At 73.3% G+C, this 17360-nt stretch carries 17 protein-coding genes; 8 read left to right on the top strand and 9 right to left on the bottom strand.

Annotated features, from left to right (window positions below; translation table 11 throughout):
* Window positions 1-38 precede the first annotated feature (38 nt).
* The 5 genes from F6W97_RS25165 to F6W97_RS25145 form a co-directional block, all read right to left on the bottom strand.
* Window positions 39-1010 carry a DUF1702 family protein gene (locus tag F6W97_RS25165; protein WP_155372854.1) on the bottom strand — a complete coding sequence of 324 codons (972 nt, stop codon included), beginning with the start codon at window positions 1008-1010 and terminating at the stop codon, window positions 39-41.
* 147 nt (window positions 1011-1157) lie between these two features.
* Window positions 1158-2153, bottom strand: a complete 996-nt coding sequence (locus F6W97_RS25160) for a DUF1702 family protein (RefSeq protein ID WP_155372853.1) — start codon at window positions 2151-2153, stop codon at window positions 1158-1160.
* A gap of 133 nt (window positions 2154-2286) precedes the next feature.
* Window positions 2287-2871 carry a copper resistance protein CopC gene (locus tag F6W97_RS25155; RefSeq protein WP_196279301.1) on the bottom strand — a complete coding sequence of 195 codons (585 nt, stop codon included), beginning with the start codon at window positions 2869-2871 and terminating at the stop codon, window positions 2287-2289.
* Window positions 2868-3440 carry a hypothetical protein gene (locus tag F6W97_RS25150; protein WP_330164983.1) on the bottom strand — a complete coding sequence of 191 codons (573 nt, stop codon included), beginning with the start codon at window positions 3438-3440 and terminating at the stop codon, window positions 2868-2870. The genes F6W97_RS25155 and F6W97_RS25150 overlap by 4 nt, the downstream gene beginning before the upstream one ends.
* A gap of 110 nt (window positions 3441-3550) precedes the next feature.
* Window positions 3551-4612 (bottom strand): carboxymuconolactone decarboxylase family protein, encoded by a 1062-nt coding sequence (locus tag F6W97_RS25145; RefSeq protein ID WP_155372851.1) that lies wholly within the window; start codon window positions 4610-4612, stop codon window positions 3551-3553.
* 396 nt (window positions 4613-5008) lie between these two features.
* Between F6W97_RS25145 and F6W97_RS25140 the strand changes: the two genes are divergently transcribed.
* The 5 genes from F6W97_RS25140 (at window position 5009) to F6W97_RS25120 (ending at window position 10642) form a co-directional block, all read left to right on the top strand.
* Entirely contained in the window at window positions 5009-5539 is a 531-nt protein-coding gene (locus F6W97_RS25140; protein WP_155373117.1) for a DUF5987 family protein, read from the top strand.
* A complete protein-coding gene (locus F6W97_RS25135) occupies window positions 5536-7167 on the top strand; it encodes an FAD-dependent oxidoreductase (RefSeq protein ID WP_155372850.1) in 1632 nt (543 codons plus the stop codon). Before F6W97_RS25140 ends, F6W97_RS25135 begins: the two co-directional genes overlap by 4 nt.
* A 71-nt stretch (window positions 7168-7238) precedes the next feature.
* Window positions 7239-8291, top strand: coding sequence for a carboxymuconolactone decarboxylase family protein (locus tag F6W97_RS25130; RefSeq protein WP_155372849.1), 1053 nt, complete (start codon window positions 7239-7241; stop codon window positions 8289-8291).
* The gene (locus tag F6W97_RS25125; RefSeq protein WP_196279300.1) at window positions 8288-9766 is read left to right on the top strand and encodes a DHA2 family efflux MFS transporter permease subunit; all 1479 of its coding nucleotides are present in this window, start codon (window positions 8288-8290) and stop codon (window positions 9764-9766) included. The genes F6W97_RS25130 and F6W97_RS25125 overlap by 4 nt, the downstream gene beginning before the upstream one ends.
* A gap of 84 nt (window positions 9767-9850) precedes the next feature.
* Window positions 9851-10642, top strand: coding sequence for a TIGR03084 family metal-binding protein (locus F6W97_RS25120; protein WP_155372848.1), 792 nt, complete (start codon window positions 9851-9853; stop codon window positions 10640-10642).
* Between the two features lie 260 nt (window positions 10643-10902).
* On the opposite strand, the gene F6W97_RS25115 is transcribed toward F6W97_RS25120, so the two are convergent.
* Complete coding sequence (locus F6W97_RS25115; RefSeq protein WP_155372847.1) at window positions 10903-11325, bottom strand: SgcJ/EcaC family oxidoreductase; 423 nt, start codon at window positions 11323-11325, stop codon at window positions 10903-10905.
* Window positions 11326-11526: 201 nt separating this feature from the next.
* Between F6W97_RS25115 and F6W97_RS25110 the strand changes: the two genes are divergently transcribed.
* Window positions 11527-11832, top strand: coding sequence for a hypothetical protein (locus tag F6W97_RS25110; RefSeq protein ID WP_155372846.1), 306 nt, complete (start codon window positions 11527-11529; stop codon window positions 11830-11832).
* 387 nt (window positions 11833-12219) lie between these two features.
* On the opposite strand, the gene F6W97_RS25105 is transcribed toward F6W97_RS25110, so the two are convergent.
* On the bottom strand, window positions 12220-13380 hold the full coding sequence (locus tag F6W97_RS25105; protein ID WP_155372845.1) for an epoxide hydrolase family protein: 1161 nt from the start codon (window positions 13378-13380) through the stop codon (window positions 12220-12222).
* Between the two features lie 255 nt (window positions 13381-13635).
* Here F6W97_RS25105 and F6W97_RS25100 point away from each other — a divergent pair, with 255 nt between their 5' ends.
* On the top strand, window positions 13636-14952 hold the full coding sequence (locus tag F6W97_RS25100; protein ID WP_155372844.1) for an FAD-binding protein: 1317 nt from the start codon (window positions 13636-13638) through the stop codon (window positions 14950-14952).
* A gap of 6 nt (window positions 14953-14958) precedes the next feature.
* On the opposite strand, the gene F6W97_RS25095 is transcribed toward F6W97_RS25100, so the two are convergent.
* Window positions 14959-16179 carry an RNA polymerase sigma factor gene (locus tag F6W97_RS25095; RefSeq protein WP_155372843.1) on the bottom strand — a complete coding sequence of 407 codons (1221 nt, stop codon included), beginning with the start codon at window positions 16177-16179 and terminating at the stop codon, window positions 14959-14961.
* Window positions 16180-16182: 3 nt separating this feature from the next.
* The gene (locus F6W97_RS25090) at window positions 16183-16563 is read right to left on the bottom strand and encodes a YciI family protein (protein ID WP_155372842.1); all 381 of its coding nucleotides are present in this window, start codon (window positions 16561-16563) and stop codon (window positions 16183-16185) included.
* Between the two features lie 274 nt (window positions 16564-16837).
* Here F6W97_RS25090 and F6W97_RS25085 point away from each other — a divergent pair, with 274 nt between their 5' ends.
* A complete protein-coding gene (locus tag F6W97_RS25085) occupies window positions 16838-17302 on the top strand; it encodes a DUF899 family protein (protein ID WP_155372841.1) in 465 nt (154 codons plus the stop codon).
* Window positions 17303-17360: the final 58 nt, after the last annotated feature.

Genomic DNA, 17360 nt, shown 5'->3' with positions numbered 1-17360 from the left:
GCCTCTCTCCTGCCTGGCCGCGATGCGGCCGGGGTGGTTCAGAACTGCCGCTGCGCGGCGAGGGTGTCGGCGATGCGCCGGCGCCAGACCTCCCACGACGGCGTGCTGCCGTCGTCGGCCAGGTCCGTCAGCGCGTCGTCGGTGACCTGCTTGGCCTGCACGGGGCTCAGCCCGCAGAACAGCTGGGTGGCCGTCTCGGTGTGCGGCACCTCCAGGCCCGCCCGCACCCGGGCGCCCGCGGCGAACGCCGAGCCCTGCGCGATCTGCGGCCGGTAGGCACGCCCCAGGTCCCAGAAGCAGGCCAGCTCGTCGCGGTCGGCACCGCCGGCGTAGGTGGCCGCCAGCGCGGCGCCGGCGTACAGGTCCGCGCGGCGCTGCGCCGGGAACCGGTTGATCATCCGGGCCACGAGTTCGGCGTCGGTGCCGCCCACGAACCACATGCCGCGGCCGATGCCCTGGTCGATGGCGTGCTGGGCATACCAGCGGAACGGGTCCGCCGGCCACGGGAAGTCGGTCTCCTGATGCTGCTGGTAGACGTAGCGGTCGGTGTGGAAATACGCCTGGTGGAAGCCGTAGCCGTCGAGCACGAGCCAGCGCAGCAGCGGGTCGGGCGCGTACAGCGTGCGCCAGCGCCACCGGGGCAGCCGGGCCATGGCCCAGCCGACCCCGACGTACGCCATGTAGATGTGGTCGGCGGCCCGCCCGGCCAGGAAGTCGCGCACCAGTCCACGCCCGCCGACGGGCAGCCCTTCACGGACCGCGAAGCCCATTGCGGCGCCCTCGTAGGCGAATCCGCGAAAGCGCGTCGGGACGGTTTCGAGCCCCTGTTCGGCGTCGACCGCACGGCGCGCCTCGGCGGCGTAGCCGTAGCCTTCGAGGAAGCTGCGACCGATCGTCTCCAGCAGTTCGCGGGTTTCGGCGTTCTTTACATGAAAGCCTCTGACATCGACTTTCGTCTCGGCGATGTCAGGTGTGAGAATGCGCCTGCGTAGGCGGCGATAAGGTCCCATGAACAGCTCCCGGCCGTCGTCGTGTCGTGGTTCGATGACGTTCCAGGAAATCGTGGCAGTGAAATTCGGCTATTTCTTCTTCTGCGTTGCCGAACGCGCCAATGCGCAATTTCGCGCCGGACTTCGACCAGCCCGGCGCGACCCGGCTCAGCCCGGCAGTGGCGCGGCCCGGCGGGACAGCGCCTCCCGCAGGCGTGCGCGCCACGTCTCGTACCGGGGCAGGCCCGCCTCATCCGGGCCGTCGGAGGTCACCTCGTCGGCCAGCGCCGACGCCGCAGCCACCGGCAGACCGGCCAGGATGCCCGCCGCCTGCTCGGTGTGCACCGGCACGAAGCCCGAGAAGTCGCGCGCCTTCGCCGCGAAGACGGCACCCTGGCCCAGGTCGGCGACGTGCGATCCGGCGAACCGGCGCAGCGCCACCAATTCCTCGCAGCTGCACCCGCCGGCGAACGTGGCCGCCAGGCCCACCCCGCTCCACAGGTCACCGTGCCGGTCCGGCTCGAACCGCTCGACCGCGTCGGCGACCGGCCCCGGGCGCCCGCCGTTGATGAACCACAGCGCCCGACCGATGCCCTGGTCGAAGGCCCTCGGGAAGTAGCCGGCATGGCCCTGCCACGGGTAGGGCCGCGGCCGCTGCCTGCGCCCCACCCAGCGGTCGGTGTCGAAGTAGGCCCGGTCGAACCCCAGCCCGTCCACGGCCAGCCAGCTCATCGTCGGGTAGTACGGGGTGCCGGTCAGGTCGGGCAGCACGCGGGCCCACAGCGGCCGCGGCAACCGGGCCATGGCGAACCCGATGCCGATGTAGGTGAGGAAGACGTGCGGCTGCGCCGGGCCCCGCAGCAGGTCGCGCGCCCGGGTGCCGCGCCCGCCCGCCATCGCGTCGCGGATGGTGTACGCCATGGTCGCGCCCTCGTAGGCGAAGCCCCTCATCTCGGGCTCGACCAGGTCCAGCCGGCGCTCGACCTCCCACATCGTGCGGGCGTCGATCGCCCATTCGAACCCGCACACCACCGCCTGCGGGATCGCCTCCAACCGGCGGGTCGCCGCGGTCTCCTCGACCGGGAAACCTCTGGCGGCGAACCCGACGGAGGCCAGCGACGGAGTCATCATGAGGCTGCGCAGCGCACCGAGTGTCGTAGGCATCGTCCCTCCATAACGTGCTCGAACCCGCCGACGTTCGGCGGGCGCACCTCATCGTGGGCGAAGGAGCCGCACCGCGGCCCCTTCGAGGATGCGCAATCCGGCCGCGCGCGTGCCGACAGCCGGTCGGCACGGCTCAGTCGCGCACCGCGGGCCGGGTGAACAGCAGCGCCAGCAGCGCCAGGATGAGCACGGCGGCCACGGCGGTCAGCACGAGGTTCAGCGGGTCCGGTGCCGGCACGTGGGCGTGGCCGGTGTCGGCCAGGGCGACCGCGGCATCGGCGGTGTTCGGGGCGGCCGGTGGCGCGGCCGGGTCGACGGCGAAGCGGCTGGTGCCGGAGATGGACCTGCCGTCGTCGAGCAGCAGGTGGTAGACGACGAGGTAGGCGCCCGGCCCGCCCACGCCCAGCGCGGTGGTGACGGTGCCGCCCGACAAGGTCGGCTGCCCGGCCGACACGGTGGCGCCCGTCGCGTCCGCGACGGTCACATGGACCTCGCGGGCGGCGAGGTCGCCGGTGAACCGCAGGGCCACCGACTCCGGCACGGCGGCCAGCACCGCGTCGGCCGCCGGATCCACCGCCGCCAGCCGCACCGGGGCGGGCTCGGCGGTGAGCAGCGCGGGCGCACCCACCGCCACCAGCGCGATGACGAACGCGGCGAGGGCCGGCCGGGAAGCCGAGGTGCGCTTCCCGGTGGCCCCGCGCCCGTGGGTCTCGGTCACGCCGGCACCGGCACCGCGGCCTTGTCGACGCAGCCGCACACCGCCTGCGCCAGCTCCGCGCGGTTGGGCCGCAGGTGGAGGTAGACGGCCACCACCATCGGCAGGAACACCACGGTGTTGTAGAACAGGTGCAGCTCGACGCGGGTCACGAACAGCTGCAGGATGCTGGTCGGCACCGCCTTGCCGAAGAACGGCGTGCCGGTCTGCGCCTGCACGAACAGCAGAAGGTGCTCGATGTGGTGCCAGAACTGGATCGCGAAGGCCACCGTCCACCAGGTGCGCGCCCGGCCCACGAAGCCCTTGCGCAGCAGGAACAGGCCGACCACCATGACCAGCGCGTACCCGTAGTGCAGCCACTCCGAGCTGATCAGCCACGGGAAGAACTGGCCGAGCACGCCGCGTGACTGCGGCGCCGGCCGGCCGAGCACGTAGATCTGGAAGGCCTGGGTCAGGTGCTCGGCCCAGTGCGCCAGCACGACGAGCATGAACAGGTTCAGGGCGGTGCGGTGTCCGGCTCCGTTGAGCCAGCCGACGTTCGTGGCCGGGCTCGTGGTGCGGTCGATCGTCACGTTGCCTCCTCGGGGATGTGGACCGGGTCCGGCCGGACGCGCCGGCCCCCAACAGGTTGCCGGTCGCGGGCGGGCGGCAGGATCTTCGAAATTGCGCTATCTGCCTCTGGTCAAGGACGCACCGGATCAGGTAGGGGCAGGTGCCGGCTGCCGACGCGGCGTGCTGCCGTGTACGAGGCCCACGACGCCGCCCGCACCAGTGCCGCGTCCCCCGGGTGATGACGCCGGAACTCACCCACGACGTCGGCATCCACCTGGTACGACGCGAACGCCGTGAGCAGTGCCAGCCGTGCCGCGGCCTGCTCCGGCTCGGGCAGCGGCTGCACCAGCCGCTCGCACCAGGCGCGGCTCAGGCCCGTCTCCTCGCCCTGCCAGCTGTCCAGCCGGCTTAGCACGATTTCGCGCACCGCGGGGGTCAGCGTCTGCTGCCCCGCCGCCTCGAACGCGGCGAACGAGCGGGCCGCGGCCGCCGCCACCGATGGGCTGGCCTGCGCCCAGGCCGCGTCGGCCGGCAGCTCGGCCGGCGCCAGCAGCTCCACCGCGCGACCCGGTGCGCGGGGATCGCGCAGCGTGGGGCGCAGCACGCGGCTGGCGCCCTGCTTGAACCGGCGGCGGCCCGCCGGGCCCAGCCGGGGTGGCAGCAGGAAGCTGGACAGGAAGACGTTCACCATCCGGGTCAGGTAGTGCATGCCGACCACCACGCCGACCAGCTCCGCACGCGCCTGCTCGGCGAACGGCACCGGACCGGTGTGGCCCGGCTGCCGGGCCCAGGCGGCCAGCGTGCGCAGCCGCGGATCGGCCAGGTCGTCTATCCGGTCGCCGGCCAGCGCCTCCGCGTCGCGTTCGGTGGCCAGCTCATACATGCCGACGCTGTGCATCTCGACGCAGTAGGGGCAGATGTTGGCCACCGCCACCGCGGTCGCGACGGCCTCCTTGGCCGCCCGGTCCACGTGCACCGTGGGCAGCATGGGCTCGCGCATCAGCATCCAGTAGGCCGCCGCGAGGTCCGGCACCGGTGAGTGCAGCTGCACCGGCGGCACGACCAGGCCCATCTCGTCGAGGACCTGCGCGTACACCTGCCCCAGGACGCCGTCCACGGCCGCCAGAGGGGTCGGGGTGACGTACTTGACCTGGCGCTGGATGACTGACGACGCGATCCGCCCGACGACCATGGCAACCTCCGTGACCCGACGCCGCGCCGGCGGTGTCCGGGCGGCGTTTCCCCAGTATTCGCGCGCCGGATGAGGCGACAACGCCTGCGCGGGCAACCGCGCACGATCGGAGAAACCCGCCACACAATGGCGCACCGACGATGCCGGACAGGACCCGCACTATCGAAGAAGGCGCACCACGACGACGGCTCATTCCACCGGGATTCGCCAGCTCACCGCATTGGTGAAGGCACCCGTGCCGCGGCATCGCAGGTGCCCGGAAAGCAGTCGAAAGCCCAGGGCACTGTGGAAGATGAACCGGCCGTGAATGCCGCTGCACGATGACTCGGGTTCCCCACCAAGCAGGGAGGCGACATCGTGCAACCCGACTTTCCCGAGGCGACCGATCCCACGTCCATGACGCTGGAGGCCTTCGCCGACACCATCATTCCGGGCGAGAAACGCCATCCGCACGACCACGCCGTCGCGGGCGTGAGCGCCGGTGGCGGCGCCGTCGCCTCCGGCGCGCTCGAATTGCTGCGGCACCCGGCCGGCGGGCTGGCCGACTCGCTGGACGGCCTGGCCATGATGCTCAACGGCCACACCCAGCAGTATGCCGGCGAGCACGGCCTGGCCCTGGCCGACGACCTGCCGCCGTTCGTGGCGCTGGCGTTCGCCGACCGGACCGCGCTCGTCGCGCAACTCACCGGCGTCGACCATCCGGAGAAGGCGCTGTGGGTCGGCATGGCGCTGTTCAGCAACATGGCGTTCGACTCCGCCGCGCACCTGAGCACCCCCGACGCGCTGCGCGACGGGCACCCCGGCCTGCTGGCCATCGGCTACTCCCGGCCCGACGCCGACGGCGCCTGGCGGTTCCCCCGCTTCTCCTACGGCCGCGCGCTGGCCGACATCCATCCGAACACGACACCCACCGGGAGCCCGGCATGAGCGCCGTCGAGAGCACCGACGTCCTGGTCATCGGCAGCGGATTCGGTGGGGCGATCGCCGCCTACCACCTGGCCGCCGGCGGCGCCCGGGTGGTGGTGCTGGAGCGCGGGCCGTGGCTGAACGCCGACGAGTTCGACCACGACTTCAAACTCGGCTCCTCCTACACCCGGATCTTCGATTTCACCATCGGCGACGGGATGAGCGTGCTGAGCGGCAACTGCGTCGGCGGCGGCAGCGTGGTCTACTTCGCCACGATGCCGCGCGCGCCGCGGTTCGTGTTCGAGCGCCACGGCAGCATCGGCCGGCGGATGTGGCCGGCGGCGATCACCCGGGACACCCTGGACCCCTGGTACGACCGGGTCAGCGAGGCCCTGCCGGTGACCCAGCAGAGCTGGGACAGCATCCCCTACGGCGGCGGCCTGTGGGCGGCGGCCTGCCACCATGCGGGGCGCACCGCCAACCCGGCTCCGTCGGCGGTGGACGTCGCGGAGTGCGTCAACTGCAACTGGATGGCCGCGGGCTGCAAGTTCGACGCCAAGAAGTCGCTGCTGCTCAACTACCTGCCCGGCGCGCTGGAGCACGGCGCCGAGATCCGTCCGCTGCACGAGGTCCAGCACCTGTCGCGCAACGACGACGGCAGCTACCGCGTCCACTACCGGATCGTGGACGGCGAGGACTACCGGGTCCTGCACGACGAGGGCGCGATCGACGCCCAGATCGTCGTGCTGGCCGCCGGCACCGCCGCGACGCCGGTGATCCTGCAGCGTTCCGAGGCGACGCTGGGCCCCATGCCGCACGCCGTGGGCCGGTACTTCTCCGGCAACGGCGAGCGGCTCAACACCGCCGTGTTCGACGAGGACAAGGTGCGCGACGTGCTCGGGCTGTCCCGCGGGGACGGGATCGCGTACGAGGCGTACCAGATCGGGCGTGGCCCGACCGTGGCCAGCTGGGACCGGCTGGACGGCAGCCTGCCGGAGTACGAGCGCTACTCGCTGGAGCAGCTGTACTTCCCGCCGGGCCTGGGCACGATCCTGGCGCAGGCCGCCGACGCGGCCGGGCCGGCGTGGTTCGGCCTGGAGAAGAAGGAGATGATGCGCCGCTGGCGATCCTGGCTGACCATCTTCACGATGTCCGAGGACGACAACGAGGGTGTCTTCGGGCCGCCGCCGGAGACCGGTGCGGCGACCCGGTTCTCCCAGCAGATGCTGGGTCACAGCTCGCTGTCGTACCGGCCCACGGCGAACACGCGCCGGGGGTGGGAGCTGTCGGACGCCGACGTCAAGGACATCCTGGAGCGCGACGGTCTGGCCACGGTCACGCCGTGGACCAACGACGTGGTCGGCGCGTACACGGTGCACCCGCTGGCGTCGTGCCGCATCGGTGACGACCCGGCGACCTCCGCCCTCGACGACCGGCATGAGCTGCGCGACCATCCGGGCATCTTCGTCACCGACGGCTCGGCGGTGCCGGGCGCGCTGACGGTGAACCCGGCGCTGACCATCTCGGCGCTGGCCGAGCGGGCGATGCCGGGCATCGTGCAGGCGGCGCAGCGGCGCGGCGTGGCCGTGACCTACGTGGGCGACCTGCCCAAACCGGTGGCGTCGAGCCGGGTTCCGGCGCGTCGCTGACCGTCCGTGGCCGTGCCGGCTCGCCGGCGCGGCCATTGCTCGTACCCCGAAGCGTCGCTTAGGAGAAGATCATGGGCGCATTGCTGTCCTGGGCCACACGCGGCGCGACGTTGCGCCACGTCCGGCATGTCACGCCGGTGCACCCGGCAGCGGCGAGCGGGCTGGTGGGCGAGGTGTACCGCCAGGTCGCGGCGGAGTTCGGGATGCTCGCCCCGCCGATCGTCCTGCACTCCCCCGACCCGCCCCGCCTCGCCGCCGCCTGGACCGTGCTGCGGGAGGCGCTGCTGGCCGACGGCCTGACCACGCGCCTGGACCGGGAAGCCGTGGCCGCCGCGGTCTCGGCCGCCAACAGCTGCCCGTACTGCGTGGACGTGCACGGCAGCACGCTGGCCGGGCTGGGCGGCCGCGACGCGGTGGACGCGGCCGGGCCGGGCGGCACCCGGCTGCGTGAGCTCACCGCGTGGGCCGGACGGCCGGGCGCGGCCGCGCCGTTCCCGCCGGCGCAGGCGCCCGAGCTGATCGGCACGGCGGTCACGTTCCACTACCTGAACCGCATGGTCAACGTCTTCCTGCCCGATTCGCCACTGCCCCCGGCGGTGCGCGGCCCGGCGCGGCAGGTCATGGGCCGGATGGCGGCACGGCTGCTCGGTGCGCTCGCCCGGGGCCGGGTGACGCCCGGCGGGTCCGCGGGGCTGCTGCCCGACGCCGAACTGCCCGCGGATCTCGCCTGGGCGCGCGGGCGGCCGTCCGTGGCGGCGGCGTTCGGCGCGGCGGCCGCCGCCGTCGACGAGGCCGGGCAGAGCCTGCCTGCCGAGGTGCGCGATCTGGTGTCGGCACAGGCGGCCCGGCTGCCCGACGGCGGGCCCGGCCTGCACGCGCAGGACTGGCTGGACGGGGCGGTGTCCGCGCTGGCGCCCGAGCATCGCGGCATGGCGCGGCTGGCGCTGCTGACGGTGTTCGCCTCCTACCGGGTGACGCCCGCGGTCGTCGCGGACGCCGGCCTGGCCGACGACGGCGCTCTGGTCAGGCTGACCGCCTGGTCCAGCATGACCGCGGCGCGCGTGCTCGGGGCGCGGATGCACGCCGCGGGTCGCCTCGACGGCGCGGTGGGCGGCCCGCGGTGACCGGCGGCGGCCCGGCGGCCCGGCCGTGGGCCGCGCTGGGCGTGCTGTGCCTGGGCAACTACCTGATCCTGCTGGACACCAGCATCGTGAACACGGCCGCGCCGGCGCTGATGGAGTCGCTGGGCACCGGCGTCGACGGGCTGCTGTGGGTGCTGAACGGCTACCTGCTGGCCCTGGCGTCGCTGCTGATCGTGTTCAGCCGGTTGGGGGACCGGTGGGGCGCGCGCACGGTGTTCGTGGCGGGGCTGGCCGTCTTCGCGCTGGCCTCGCTGCTGTGCGCGCTGGCACAGGACACCGGGCAGCTCGTCGCGGCGCGGGTGGTGCAGGGGGTGGGCGCCGCCGCGATGCTGCCGCAGGCCCTGGTGCTGATCACGGCCGTCTTTCCCGAACAGCGGCGCGGTGCCGCGTTCGGGGTCTTCACCGCGGTGGGCGGGGTGGCCGCGGTGACCGGCCCGACCGTCGGCGGTGTGCTGGTCACGCACGTCGGCTGGCAGTCGGTGTTCCTGCTGAACGTGCCGCTGGCGGTGTGGGGGCTCGCCGCGGCCCGCCGGTTCGTGCCCGACGTGCGGGTACCGCGCCCCCGCGGGTTCGACCTGGTCGGGGTGGGGCTGGTGACCTTCGGCCTGGTGGCGCTCGTGTACGGGCTCATCGAGGGTGAGCGGCACGGCTGGGGGCGGCTGGCCGGGCCGGTCACGGTCCCGGCGGTGCTGGTGGCCGGGGTGCTGGGGCTCGGGCTGTTCGTGTGGTGGGAGCACCGCCATCCGGTGCCGCTGGTGCCCACGGCGCTGCTGCGCGAGCGGTCGTTCGCGGTCGCCGCCGTGATCACCCTGGTGACGTCGTTCGCGCTGCACGGTTTCCTGCTGGTCTTCGTGATCACGACGCAGCGCGCGCTGGGCATGAGCCCGCAGCTGTCCGGGATGACGGCGCTGCCGTGGACGCTGACGCTCAGTGCCGTGGCACCGCTGGCGGGGCGGTTGTCCGACCGGGTCGACGTGCGCAGGCTGCTGGGGGCCGGTCTGCTCTGCCACGCCGCCGCGGTGGCGGCAGTGGCGCTGCTGGCCGAGCGGGACTGGACGAGCTGGTCGTACTTCTGGGTGCTGATGGCGCTGGGGGTCGGGATGGGGCTGACCATCGCGCCCACCACCAGCGCGGGGATGCGAGCCGTGGCAGCGCCGCTGGCCGGGGCGGCCTCCGGCGTTCTCAACACGGCCCGCCAGGTCGGCGCGGCACTGGGCGCGGCCGTCACCGGCGCGGTGCTGCAGCACCGGCTGGACGCGGCGGCGCCGGGAGGCGGCGCGCCGGCCGGATCGCCTTCCGGCGGGCTCGCGGTGTCCGTGCCGGACGCGCTGCTGGCCGCGGCCCGGCCGGCGCTCGGCGTGTCGGTGCTGCTGCTGGTGCTGGCCGCCGTGGCGACCGCGTTGATGACACCGGTGCGGACAACGGCACGCAGCGAGAAGACAGCGGGGGTCCGCTGACCGGACAATTTATACCTATATATGCGTTGAGTCCGGCCTGCAGTGCATTGCCCGGCTCGCCGCAGCCCGAGGAGAGGAGCCCTTGTGACCAGTAACGACGTGCTCAGCGATCTCGCCGCCGAAGGCGAGGCGATCGACGGCCTGGTAGCGGCGATCACGCCCGAGCAGTGGCAGACGCCTACCCCGGCGGAGGGGTGGACGGTGGCCCACCAGATCGCGCACCTGACCGCCACCTTCCGGATGGCGGCGCTGGCGGCCGGTGATCCGGCGGCGTTCACCGCGATGACATCGGGCCTGAGCCCTGACTTCGATGCCAACGTGGTGGCCGCGATGGCGCCGTTCCTGGCGCTGCCGCCGGACGGGCTGCTGGCGCAGTTCCGGCAGGCCCGGGCGGCCGCGCAGGGGGCGCTGGCCGCCGTGCCCGAGGGGCAGGCGGTGCCGTGGCTGGTCCGCCCGCTGCCGGCGCCGGTGCTCGCGGCCGCCGGGATGATGGAGCTGTTCGGGCACGGCCAGGACGTGGCCGATGCGCTGGGCGTGCGCCGCGAGTACACCGACCGGATCGGCCACCTCGTGTTCTTCGCCGTGCGCACGTGGGACTTCGGCTACCTGGCCCGGCAGTTGCCGGTCCCGGACGTGGCGTTCCGATTCGAGCTGACGGCCCCGTCGGGGACGGTGTGGCGGTTCGGGCCCGACGACGCCGAGCAGTCGATCAGCGGACCGGCGGTCGACTTCTGCCTGCTGGTGACCCGCCGCCGCAACCGCGCCGACCTCGCCCTGAAGGCCGTGGGCGAGGACGCGGAGCAGTGGCTCGACCTCGCGCAGGCCTACCGGGGCCCGGCCGGTCCCGGCCGCCGGCCGGGGCAGTTCGCGGCGTGAGGCACGGCGAGGCTCCGGCGGCCCTGGGCCACGGCCGGAGCCTCGCCCGCACCGGCCCACTGTGCGGTCGGGCGTCGAGCCCCGCGAGTGGGCCGGCTGAGCCGTCGGTCGTCATCGAGCCCCACGGGTGGGCCGGCGAGAAGCCGTCGCTGACCCCGAGCATCTCGAAAATCTTCACCAAGCGCCGTACGGCGGCCTGCCGACGTACCGCTCCGTTGCGGTTGCCGCAGGCCGCCGTGTCATCACGCCAGGGGCGCGGATCAGTGCTCGTCGCGCGGGCAGTTCTGGTAGACCGCGATGCGCCACGCGCCGCCCTGGCGCGCCAGGATCCACGACGCCCGGATGGCGTCCTCGGCGGCGAGCTCCGTGGCCCCCTTGGCGATGACACCGCCCTGCGTCAGCAACGCGACCGCGCCCGGAGCCAGCGGCTTGATGTCGATCGGCTGACCGGTCACCGTGGTGCCCTGGTAGCGGCCCAGGTACTCGGCGGCCATGTGCGCCCGGATCGCGTCGCGACCCTTCAGGTACAGGCCGGGCAGGATCATCGTGCCGTCCTCGGCGAACAGGTCGGCGAAGGCATCGGCGTCGTGGGCGGCCCAGGCCGCCACCATCCGGGCCGGAACGGCGGCGATCGCGGCCTGCTCGGCCGGGCCCGCGACCGGTGCGGGGGTCGTCGTGGTCATGGCGCACTCCCTCTACATCATGGACAATCGTCCATTAATCGTCCAGCGTGGCCGATCAACCGCGCACCTTCGAGACTGCGCCACCGTACGACGACGCAACCGCAGGTCAGCCGGGCCGACCGCACATCGCGCAACGCCGAAGATGCGCCGCGCGCCGCCCGTGCGCGACCGTAGACAGTGACCGCCCAGGAAAGGGAGCACATGCGCACCGCCATGGTCATCCGTTACAGCACGCGGCCCGAGGTCGCCGACGAGAACGCGCGCCTAGCCGAGGAGGTCTTCGCCGAGCTGGCCGAGAGCAAGCCGGACGGGCTGCGTTATGCGACGTTCCGGCTCGGTGACGGCGCCGACTTCATGCACGTGCTCGTCGCGGCGGAAGGCTCCAACGCCCTCGCCGAGACGGCGGCCTTCCAACGTTTCCAGGAGGGCATCGCGTCGCGCTGCGCGGCCCCGCCGCAGTTCACCCGGTCGACGGTGGTCGGGGCGTACGGCTTCGGCGATCTCTGATCCGGTCAGCACACGTGGCACCACGCTGCCAGCGTGGTGCGCAGGTCGTCGGCCGCGATCAGCGTGATCAGCACGGGGATGGAGTAGGTGCACGGCAGCCTCGGGCGGCTCCGCGGAGCGGCGAGCACGGACCGCGGCCGCGCCCGCGTCCGGCGGGTCAACTGACTGCGGCCAGGCCGGCCGGTGAACCGGCGGCGCCCCCCTTTCGTATGCCGTCGACGTTGGCGGGCGAGCGCTGCACGGCGAGCCCCACTGTTCCTCCCGAGGTGAGCGGCCCGAGGGTGGGCCGGGCAACCGACTTTGTCAGAGCCGGCAAGCGCCCGCATCTTCGAGATTGCGGCGTCCCGGGTCGGGGCGGGCCGGGGTTGAACCCCGGCCCGCCCGGGTTCACCTGCGCAGCTTGGCCGCGAACGACCGCAGGTCGCCGATGAACAGCTCCGGCACTTCGAGCGCCGGGAAGTGGCCGCCTCGGTCGAACTCGCTCCACTGCACGATGTTCGGCAGTCCCTGCTCGGCGAAGCGCCGGATCGGCTGCGCCGGGTCCTGCGGGAACACCGCGATGCCGAACGGCACCGGCAGCGGCGGGGGCGGCGGCGGGGGCGGTGACGCAATCGGCAGCAGCGGCGCGTTGTCGTAGTAGAAGTGGGCGGAGGACGCCCCGGTGGCCGTGAGCCAGTAGAGCATCACGTTGGTGAGCAGCCGGTCACGGTCGACGGCGTCCTCCGGCGCCTTGGCCGAGTCGGTCCAGTCCTTGAACTTCTCCACGATCCAGGCGAGCTGCCCGACCGGTGAGTCGTTCAGGCCGTAGGCCAGGGTCTGCGGCCGGGTGGCCTGGATGTGCATGTAGCCGGCCAGTTCGGTGGCGAAGCGCCCGAGCCGGCCCAGGCGGCCCAGCTCCACCTCGGTCAGCGCGGCCATGTCCGCGGGATCGCCGCTGGGCGGGGTCGGCAGGAAGTTCAGGTGCCCGCCCAGCACGTGCTGGTGGTCCATGCCGGCCAGCATCATCGTGATCCAGGCCCCGAAGTCGCCGCCCTGGGCGAGGTAGCGGTCGTAGCCCAGGCGTGCCATCAGCTGCGCCCAGGCTCCGGCCACCCGCGGCATGCTCCAGCCCGGCTCGCGCAGCGGCCCGGACAGGCCGAACCCGGGCAGGGTGGGGATGACGAGGTGGAAGGCGTCGGCCGGGTCACCGCCGTGGGCGCGCGGGTCGGTCAGCGGCCCGATCACGTCCAGGTACTCCACGAACGAGCCGGGCCAGCCGTGCGTGACGATCATCGGCACGGCGTCCGGCTCGGGCGAGCGCACGTGTACGAAGTGCACGTTCGCCCCGTCGATCTCGGTGGTGAACTGCGGGAACCGGTTGAGCTCGGCCTCGGCGGCACGCCAGTCGTAGCGGGTGCGCCAGTACTCGGCCAGCTCGCGCAGGTAGTCGGCGGGCACGCCGCGCTCCCACCCGGCTCCGGGCATCTCGCCCGGCCAGCGGGTGGCGGCAAGCCGCCGGTTCAGGTCGTCGAGGGCGTCCTGCGGGATGTCGATGCGGTAGGGGACCATTCATCACTCCTTGCGAACGAGAGCGGCGCCGCCCGTCGCACTCCGGAGCGCTCGGAGGCCGCTGATGCGGTCGACGGCGGTGCCGGGCCCGGGGGTCAACAGCGCTCGGCGACCTCACCGTAGCCCCGGACCCGACCGTTCGACACCTTCCTGACCAGCATATATACAGCATTATGAAAGAAATCTTGGCTGCTGACGCCACTAGCATGACTCTCCATATGCGACCTCTGAACACCGACCAAGGGAGTCATGGACATGGATGGCCTTAGGCGCGATCACGCGGTGGTGCTCGGCGGCAGCATCGCCGGAACCCTGGCGGCCCGCGTGCTCGCCGACACCTACCGCACCGTCACCGTCGTCGATCGCGACGTGCTGGTCGACGACGCCGACCCCCGGCACGCCGTGCCGCAGGGTCACCACATCCACGCGCTGCTGGCCCGCGGGCAGCAGATCCTGGAGGATCTGTTCCCCGGACTCACCGACGCGCTGGTCGCCGAGGGAGTCCCGATCGGCGACTTCGGCACCAGCCTCAGCTGGTACTTCAACGGGCAGATGATCGAGAAAGCCGAGACCGGGCTGGTGTGCGTCGCCGCCGGCCGCCCGCTGCTGGAGGCCCGCCTGCGCGCCAGGGTCCGCGCCCTGCCCAACGTCACCTATCTCGAGCGCACCGACATCGTCGGGCTCGTCTCCGCCCCCGGGCGGATCACCGGGGTGCGGGTGCAGGGCCACGACGCCGAGCAGCCCACGACGCTGGCCGCGGACCTGGTCGTGGACGCCACCGGCCGCGGTTCGCGCACCGCGCGCTGGCTGGCCGAACTGGGCTACGCCGAGGTGCCCGAGGAACGCGTCAAGATGGACCTGACCTACACGACCTGCGACTTCAAGGGCCCGCTGAACTACGACCCGATCGGCGACGACATCGCCCTGCTGCCGGTGGCGACCCCGGCCATGCCCCGCGGGGCGATCTTCGCGCGGCTGCCCGACCGTTACGCCGTCTCGCTGACCGGGATCCTCGGCGACCGGCCGCCCACCGACCTCGACGGGTTCATGGAGTATGTGAAGTCGCTGCCGGTTCCCGACGTCTACAAAGCCGTGCGCGATGCCGAGCCGATGGGCAGCCCGCAGACGTTCCGTTTCCCGGCCAGCATCCGGCGCCACTACGAGGCGATGCCGCAGCTGCCCGACGGGCTGCTCGTCATCGGCGACGCTGCCTGCGTGTTCAACCCCGTGTACGGCCAGGGGATGACCGTCGCCGCGATCGAGACCACGGTGCTGGCCGCACACGTGCGCGACGGGGAGCCCCAGCCGCGTGCGTACTTCCGTGACCTGGCCAAGGTGATCGACGCGCCGTGGACCATGTCGGCAGGCGCCGACCTCGGCTTCCCCGGCGTGGAGGGCCGCCGCACCATGCAGACCCGGCTGGGCAACCTCTACATCCCGCGGCTGCAGGCCGCCGCCGTGCACGACGGGCGGCTGTCCGCCGCGTTCCTGCGCTCGGCCGGGCTGGTCGACCCGCCTACCGCGCTGATGCACCCCCGCATCATCGCGCGGGTGCTGCGCGGCGGCCGCTGAGCACGCTCAGCCCGCCAGGCGCCCCGCCCGGGCCTCCAGGTACCGCCGCTCCGGCAGGCTGGTGGCCCGGCGGGCGGCGGCCTCGTACTCGGCGAGCGCGGCGGCGCCGTCACCGGCCATCTCCAGCAGGTGCGCCCGCACCGCCAGCAGCCGGTGCCCGCCCGCGAGCCGGTCGTCGCCGTCCAGCGCGGCCAGCAGGTCCAGCCCGGCCCGCGGCCCGTGCACCATGCCCACGGCGACGGCCCGGTTGAGGCGCACCACCGGGTTCGGCCACACCTGTTCGAGCAGGCCGTACAGCACGAGGATCTGCGGCCAGTCGGTGTCGGCGGCCCGGTCCGCCTCGTCGTGCAGCGCGGCGATCGCGGCCTGCAACTGGTATGGCCCGACCGGGTTGCGGGCCAGGCTGCGGGTCACCAGTTCCGTGCCCTCGGCGATGAGATCCCGGCGCCACCGGCTGCGGTCCTGCTCGGCCAGCGGGATCAGCGCTCCGCCGGGCCCGGTGCGGGCGGGCTGGCGCGCCTCGGTCAGCAGCATCAGGGCCAGCAGTCCCGCCACCTCGCCGTCGCGGCTGAGCAGCCCGTGCAGCTGCCGGGTGAGCCGGACGGCCTCTCCGGTCAGCTCAGCGCGCTGCAGCTCCGTGCCGGACGTCGCCGTGTACCCCTCGTTGAAGATCAGGTAAAGGACGTGCAGGACCACCTGCATCCGGTCGTGCAGCTTGCGTCCCGCGGGCAGCTGGAACTCCCCCCCGGCCGCCTTGATCCGCTGCTTGGCGCGGCTGATCCGCTGGCCCATGGTCGCCTCGGGCACCAGGAACGCGCTGGCGATCTGCCCGGTGGTCAGGCCGCCGACGGCCCGCAGCGTCAGGGCCATCTGCGAGTCCGACGACAGAGCGGGGTGGCAGCACAGCAGCAGCAGAGCCAGCGTGTCGTCCCCGCCGTCGCCGTCGCCCGGACCCGGCACCACCAGCTCGTCGGCGGACACGAATCCCGCCGCGGTGAGCTCGCGCTGCTGGCGGGCGGCCTCGCTGCGGCGCAGGTCCACCAGGCGGCGCGAGGCGACCGTGATCAGCCAGGCCATGGGATGGTCGGGCAGGCCCTGCTGCGGCCACTGCACCACGGCGGCCAGCAGCGCCTCCTGCACCGCGTCCTCGCACGCGTCGAATGAGCCGTAGCGGCGCACCAGCACGCCGAGCACCCGGGGAACCAGCCCCCGCAGCAGCTCCTCCACGGCTCACATCTCCATACCGGACAGGTCCATGACGGGTCGCAGCTCGACCGGGCTGTCGCCGGCGGGCAGCCGGGAGGCGACCTCCAGGGCGCGCTGTGCGCTGTCGACGTCGACGACCAGGAAGCCCGCGAGGTGCCAGCCGGCCGGTGCCACGGGACCGTCGGTGGCCAGCGCCACCTCGCCGTGGCGGCGGACGGTCTTGCCGGTGACCGGGTCGGCCAGCGCCGCGGCGGCGACGAGCTCACCCGACTCGGTTATCTCCCGCAGCAGCACATCGAACGCCGCGGTGCGGGCGTCGCACCGGTCCGCGTCGGGACTGCCCGGCAGGAACATCGGGTGTACCCAGCTTTCCGGGTCACTGTGGATCAGCAGGACGTACCTCACGCCACTCCTCCGCCCAGGCGCCCGCACGGCGCCCCTCTGGAAGTGAGTCGGAGCAGCAGACGCCGGGTTCGACATCGCTGCCGGGCCGCGAGGTCCACGGCTCCGCCAGGCTATCGCGCGACGCGGACCGCGCGGACGCGTCGGCCGCCAAACCGGCACGCCGCCGATGTCGTAGCGGCGGTCCTCTGCTGCGACTCACCTATGGGCGGCGAACGCGGCCCGGCAGGTGAACCGGGCCGGCTAGGCCAGACGCCACCGACGCAGGAGGTCGACTGTGAGGCAAGACCTGCACGACGCGGACGGCCCCGCGCAGCAGCTGGTCCGGGTCGACCGCGTCTACGAGCTGGCCGGGCCGAGCGGCCCGGTGCGCCTCGGCGACCTGTTCGCGGGCCGGTCGCGGCTGGTCGTGTACCACGTCGTGCCGGATCCGGGCCGTGGCGGGGACGTGCGGGCCGAGCTGCTCGTCCTGGACTGCCTCACCCGGCTGCGCCCGCTGTGGCACACGTCCTTCGCCGTCGTCGTCGGCGGACCGCTGCCACCGTCGACAGCGGCTGGGTGGTACTGCTGCCGCGGCGACTTCACCGCCGACTTCCACACCGGCACGGCCGCGGGCCGGTCCGCCACCGCGGTGAGCCTGTTCCGCCGCGGCGACGACGGCTGCGTCTACCACGCCCGCGCGCGCGAGCGCCCGGACGGCGACCTGCTGCACCGCATCGCCGGTCTCGGCTGGGCCAGCTGAACTGCACGTTCTGCGACATGCACACCGCCGGGCCGCCCCGCGACGACGGCGCACGGGG

The sequence above is a fragment of the Catellatospora vulcania genome (assembly GCF_009720385.1).
Taxonomy (GTDB): Bacteria; Actinomycetota; Actinomycetes; order Mycobacteriales; family Micromonosporaceae; genus Catellatospora; species Catellatospora vulcania.
The sequence above is the reverse complement of the archived record's forward strand: the minus strand, read 5'-3'. Positions and strand labels throughout refer to the sequence as shown.

What these genes read in the sequence shown, in the direction of transcription:
- F6W97_RS25160 (WP_155372853.1), bottom strand. Translation starts at nt 2,153, where the DNA reads ATGCCTACGACACTCGGTGCGCTGCGCAGCCTCATGATGACTCCGTCG.
- F6W97_RS25135 (WP_155372850.1), top strand. Translation starts at nt 5,536, where the DNA reads ATGAGCGCCGTCGAGAGCACCGACGTCCTGGTCATCGGCAGCGGATTC.
- F6W97_RS25140 (WP_155373117.1), top strand. Translation starts at nt 5,009, where the DNA reads ATGACGCTGGAGGCCTTCGCCGACACCATCATTCCGGGCGAGAAACGC.
- F6W97_RS25100 (WP_155372844.1), top strand. Translation starts at nt 13,636, where the DNA reads ATGGATGGCCTTAGGCGCGATCACGCGGTGGTGCTCGGCGGCAGCATC.
- F6W97_RS25105 (WP_155372845.1), bottom strand. Translation starts at nt 13,380, where the DNA reads ATGGTCCCCTACCGCATCGACATCCCGCAGGACGCCCTCGACGACCTG.
- F6W97_RS25130 (WP_155372849.1), top strand. Translation starts at nt 7,239, where the DNA reads ATGGGCGCATTGCTGTCCTGGGCCACACGCGGCGCGACGTTGCGCCAC.
- F6W97_RS25110 (WP_155372846.1), top strand. Translation starts at nt 11,527, where the DNA reads ATGCGCACCGCCATGGTCATCCGTTACAGCACGCGGCCCGAGGTCGCC.
- F6W97_RS25165 (WP_155372854.1), bottom strand. Translation starts at nt 1,010, where the DNA reads ATGGGACCTTATCGCCGCCTACGCAGGCGCATTCTCACACCTGACATC.
- F6W97_RS25145 (WP_155372851.1), bottom strand. Translation starts at nt 4,612, where the DNA reads ATGGTCGTCGGGCGGATCGCGTCGTCAGTCATCCAGCGCCAGGTCAAG.
- F6W97_RS25115 (WP_155372847.1), bottom strand. Translation starts at nt 11,325, where the DNA reads ATGACCACGACGACCCCCGCACCGGTCGCGGGCCCGGCCGAGCAGGCC.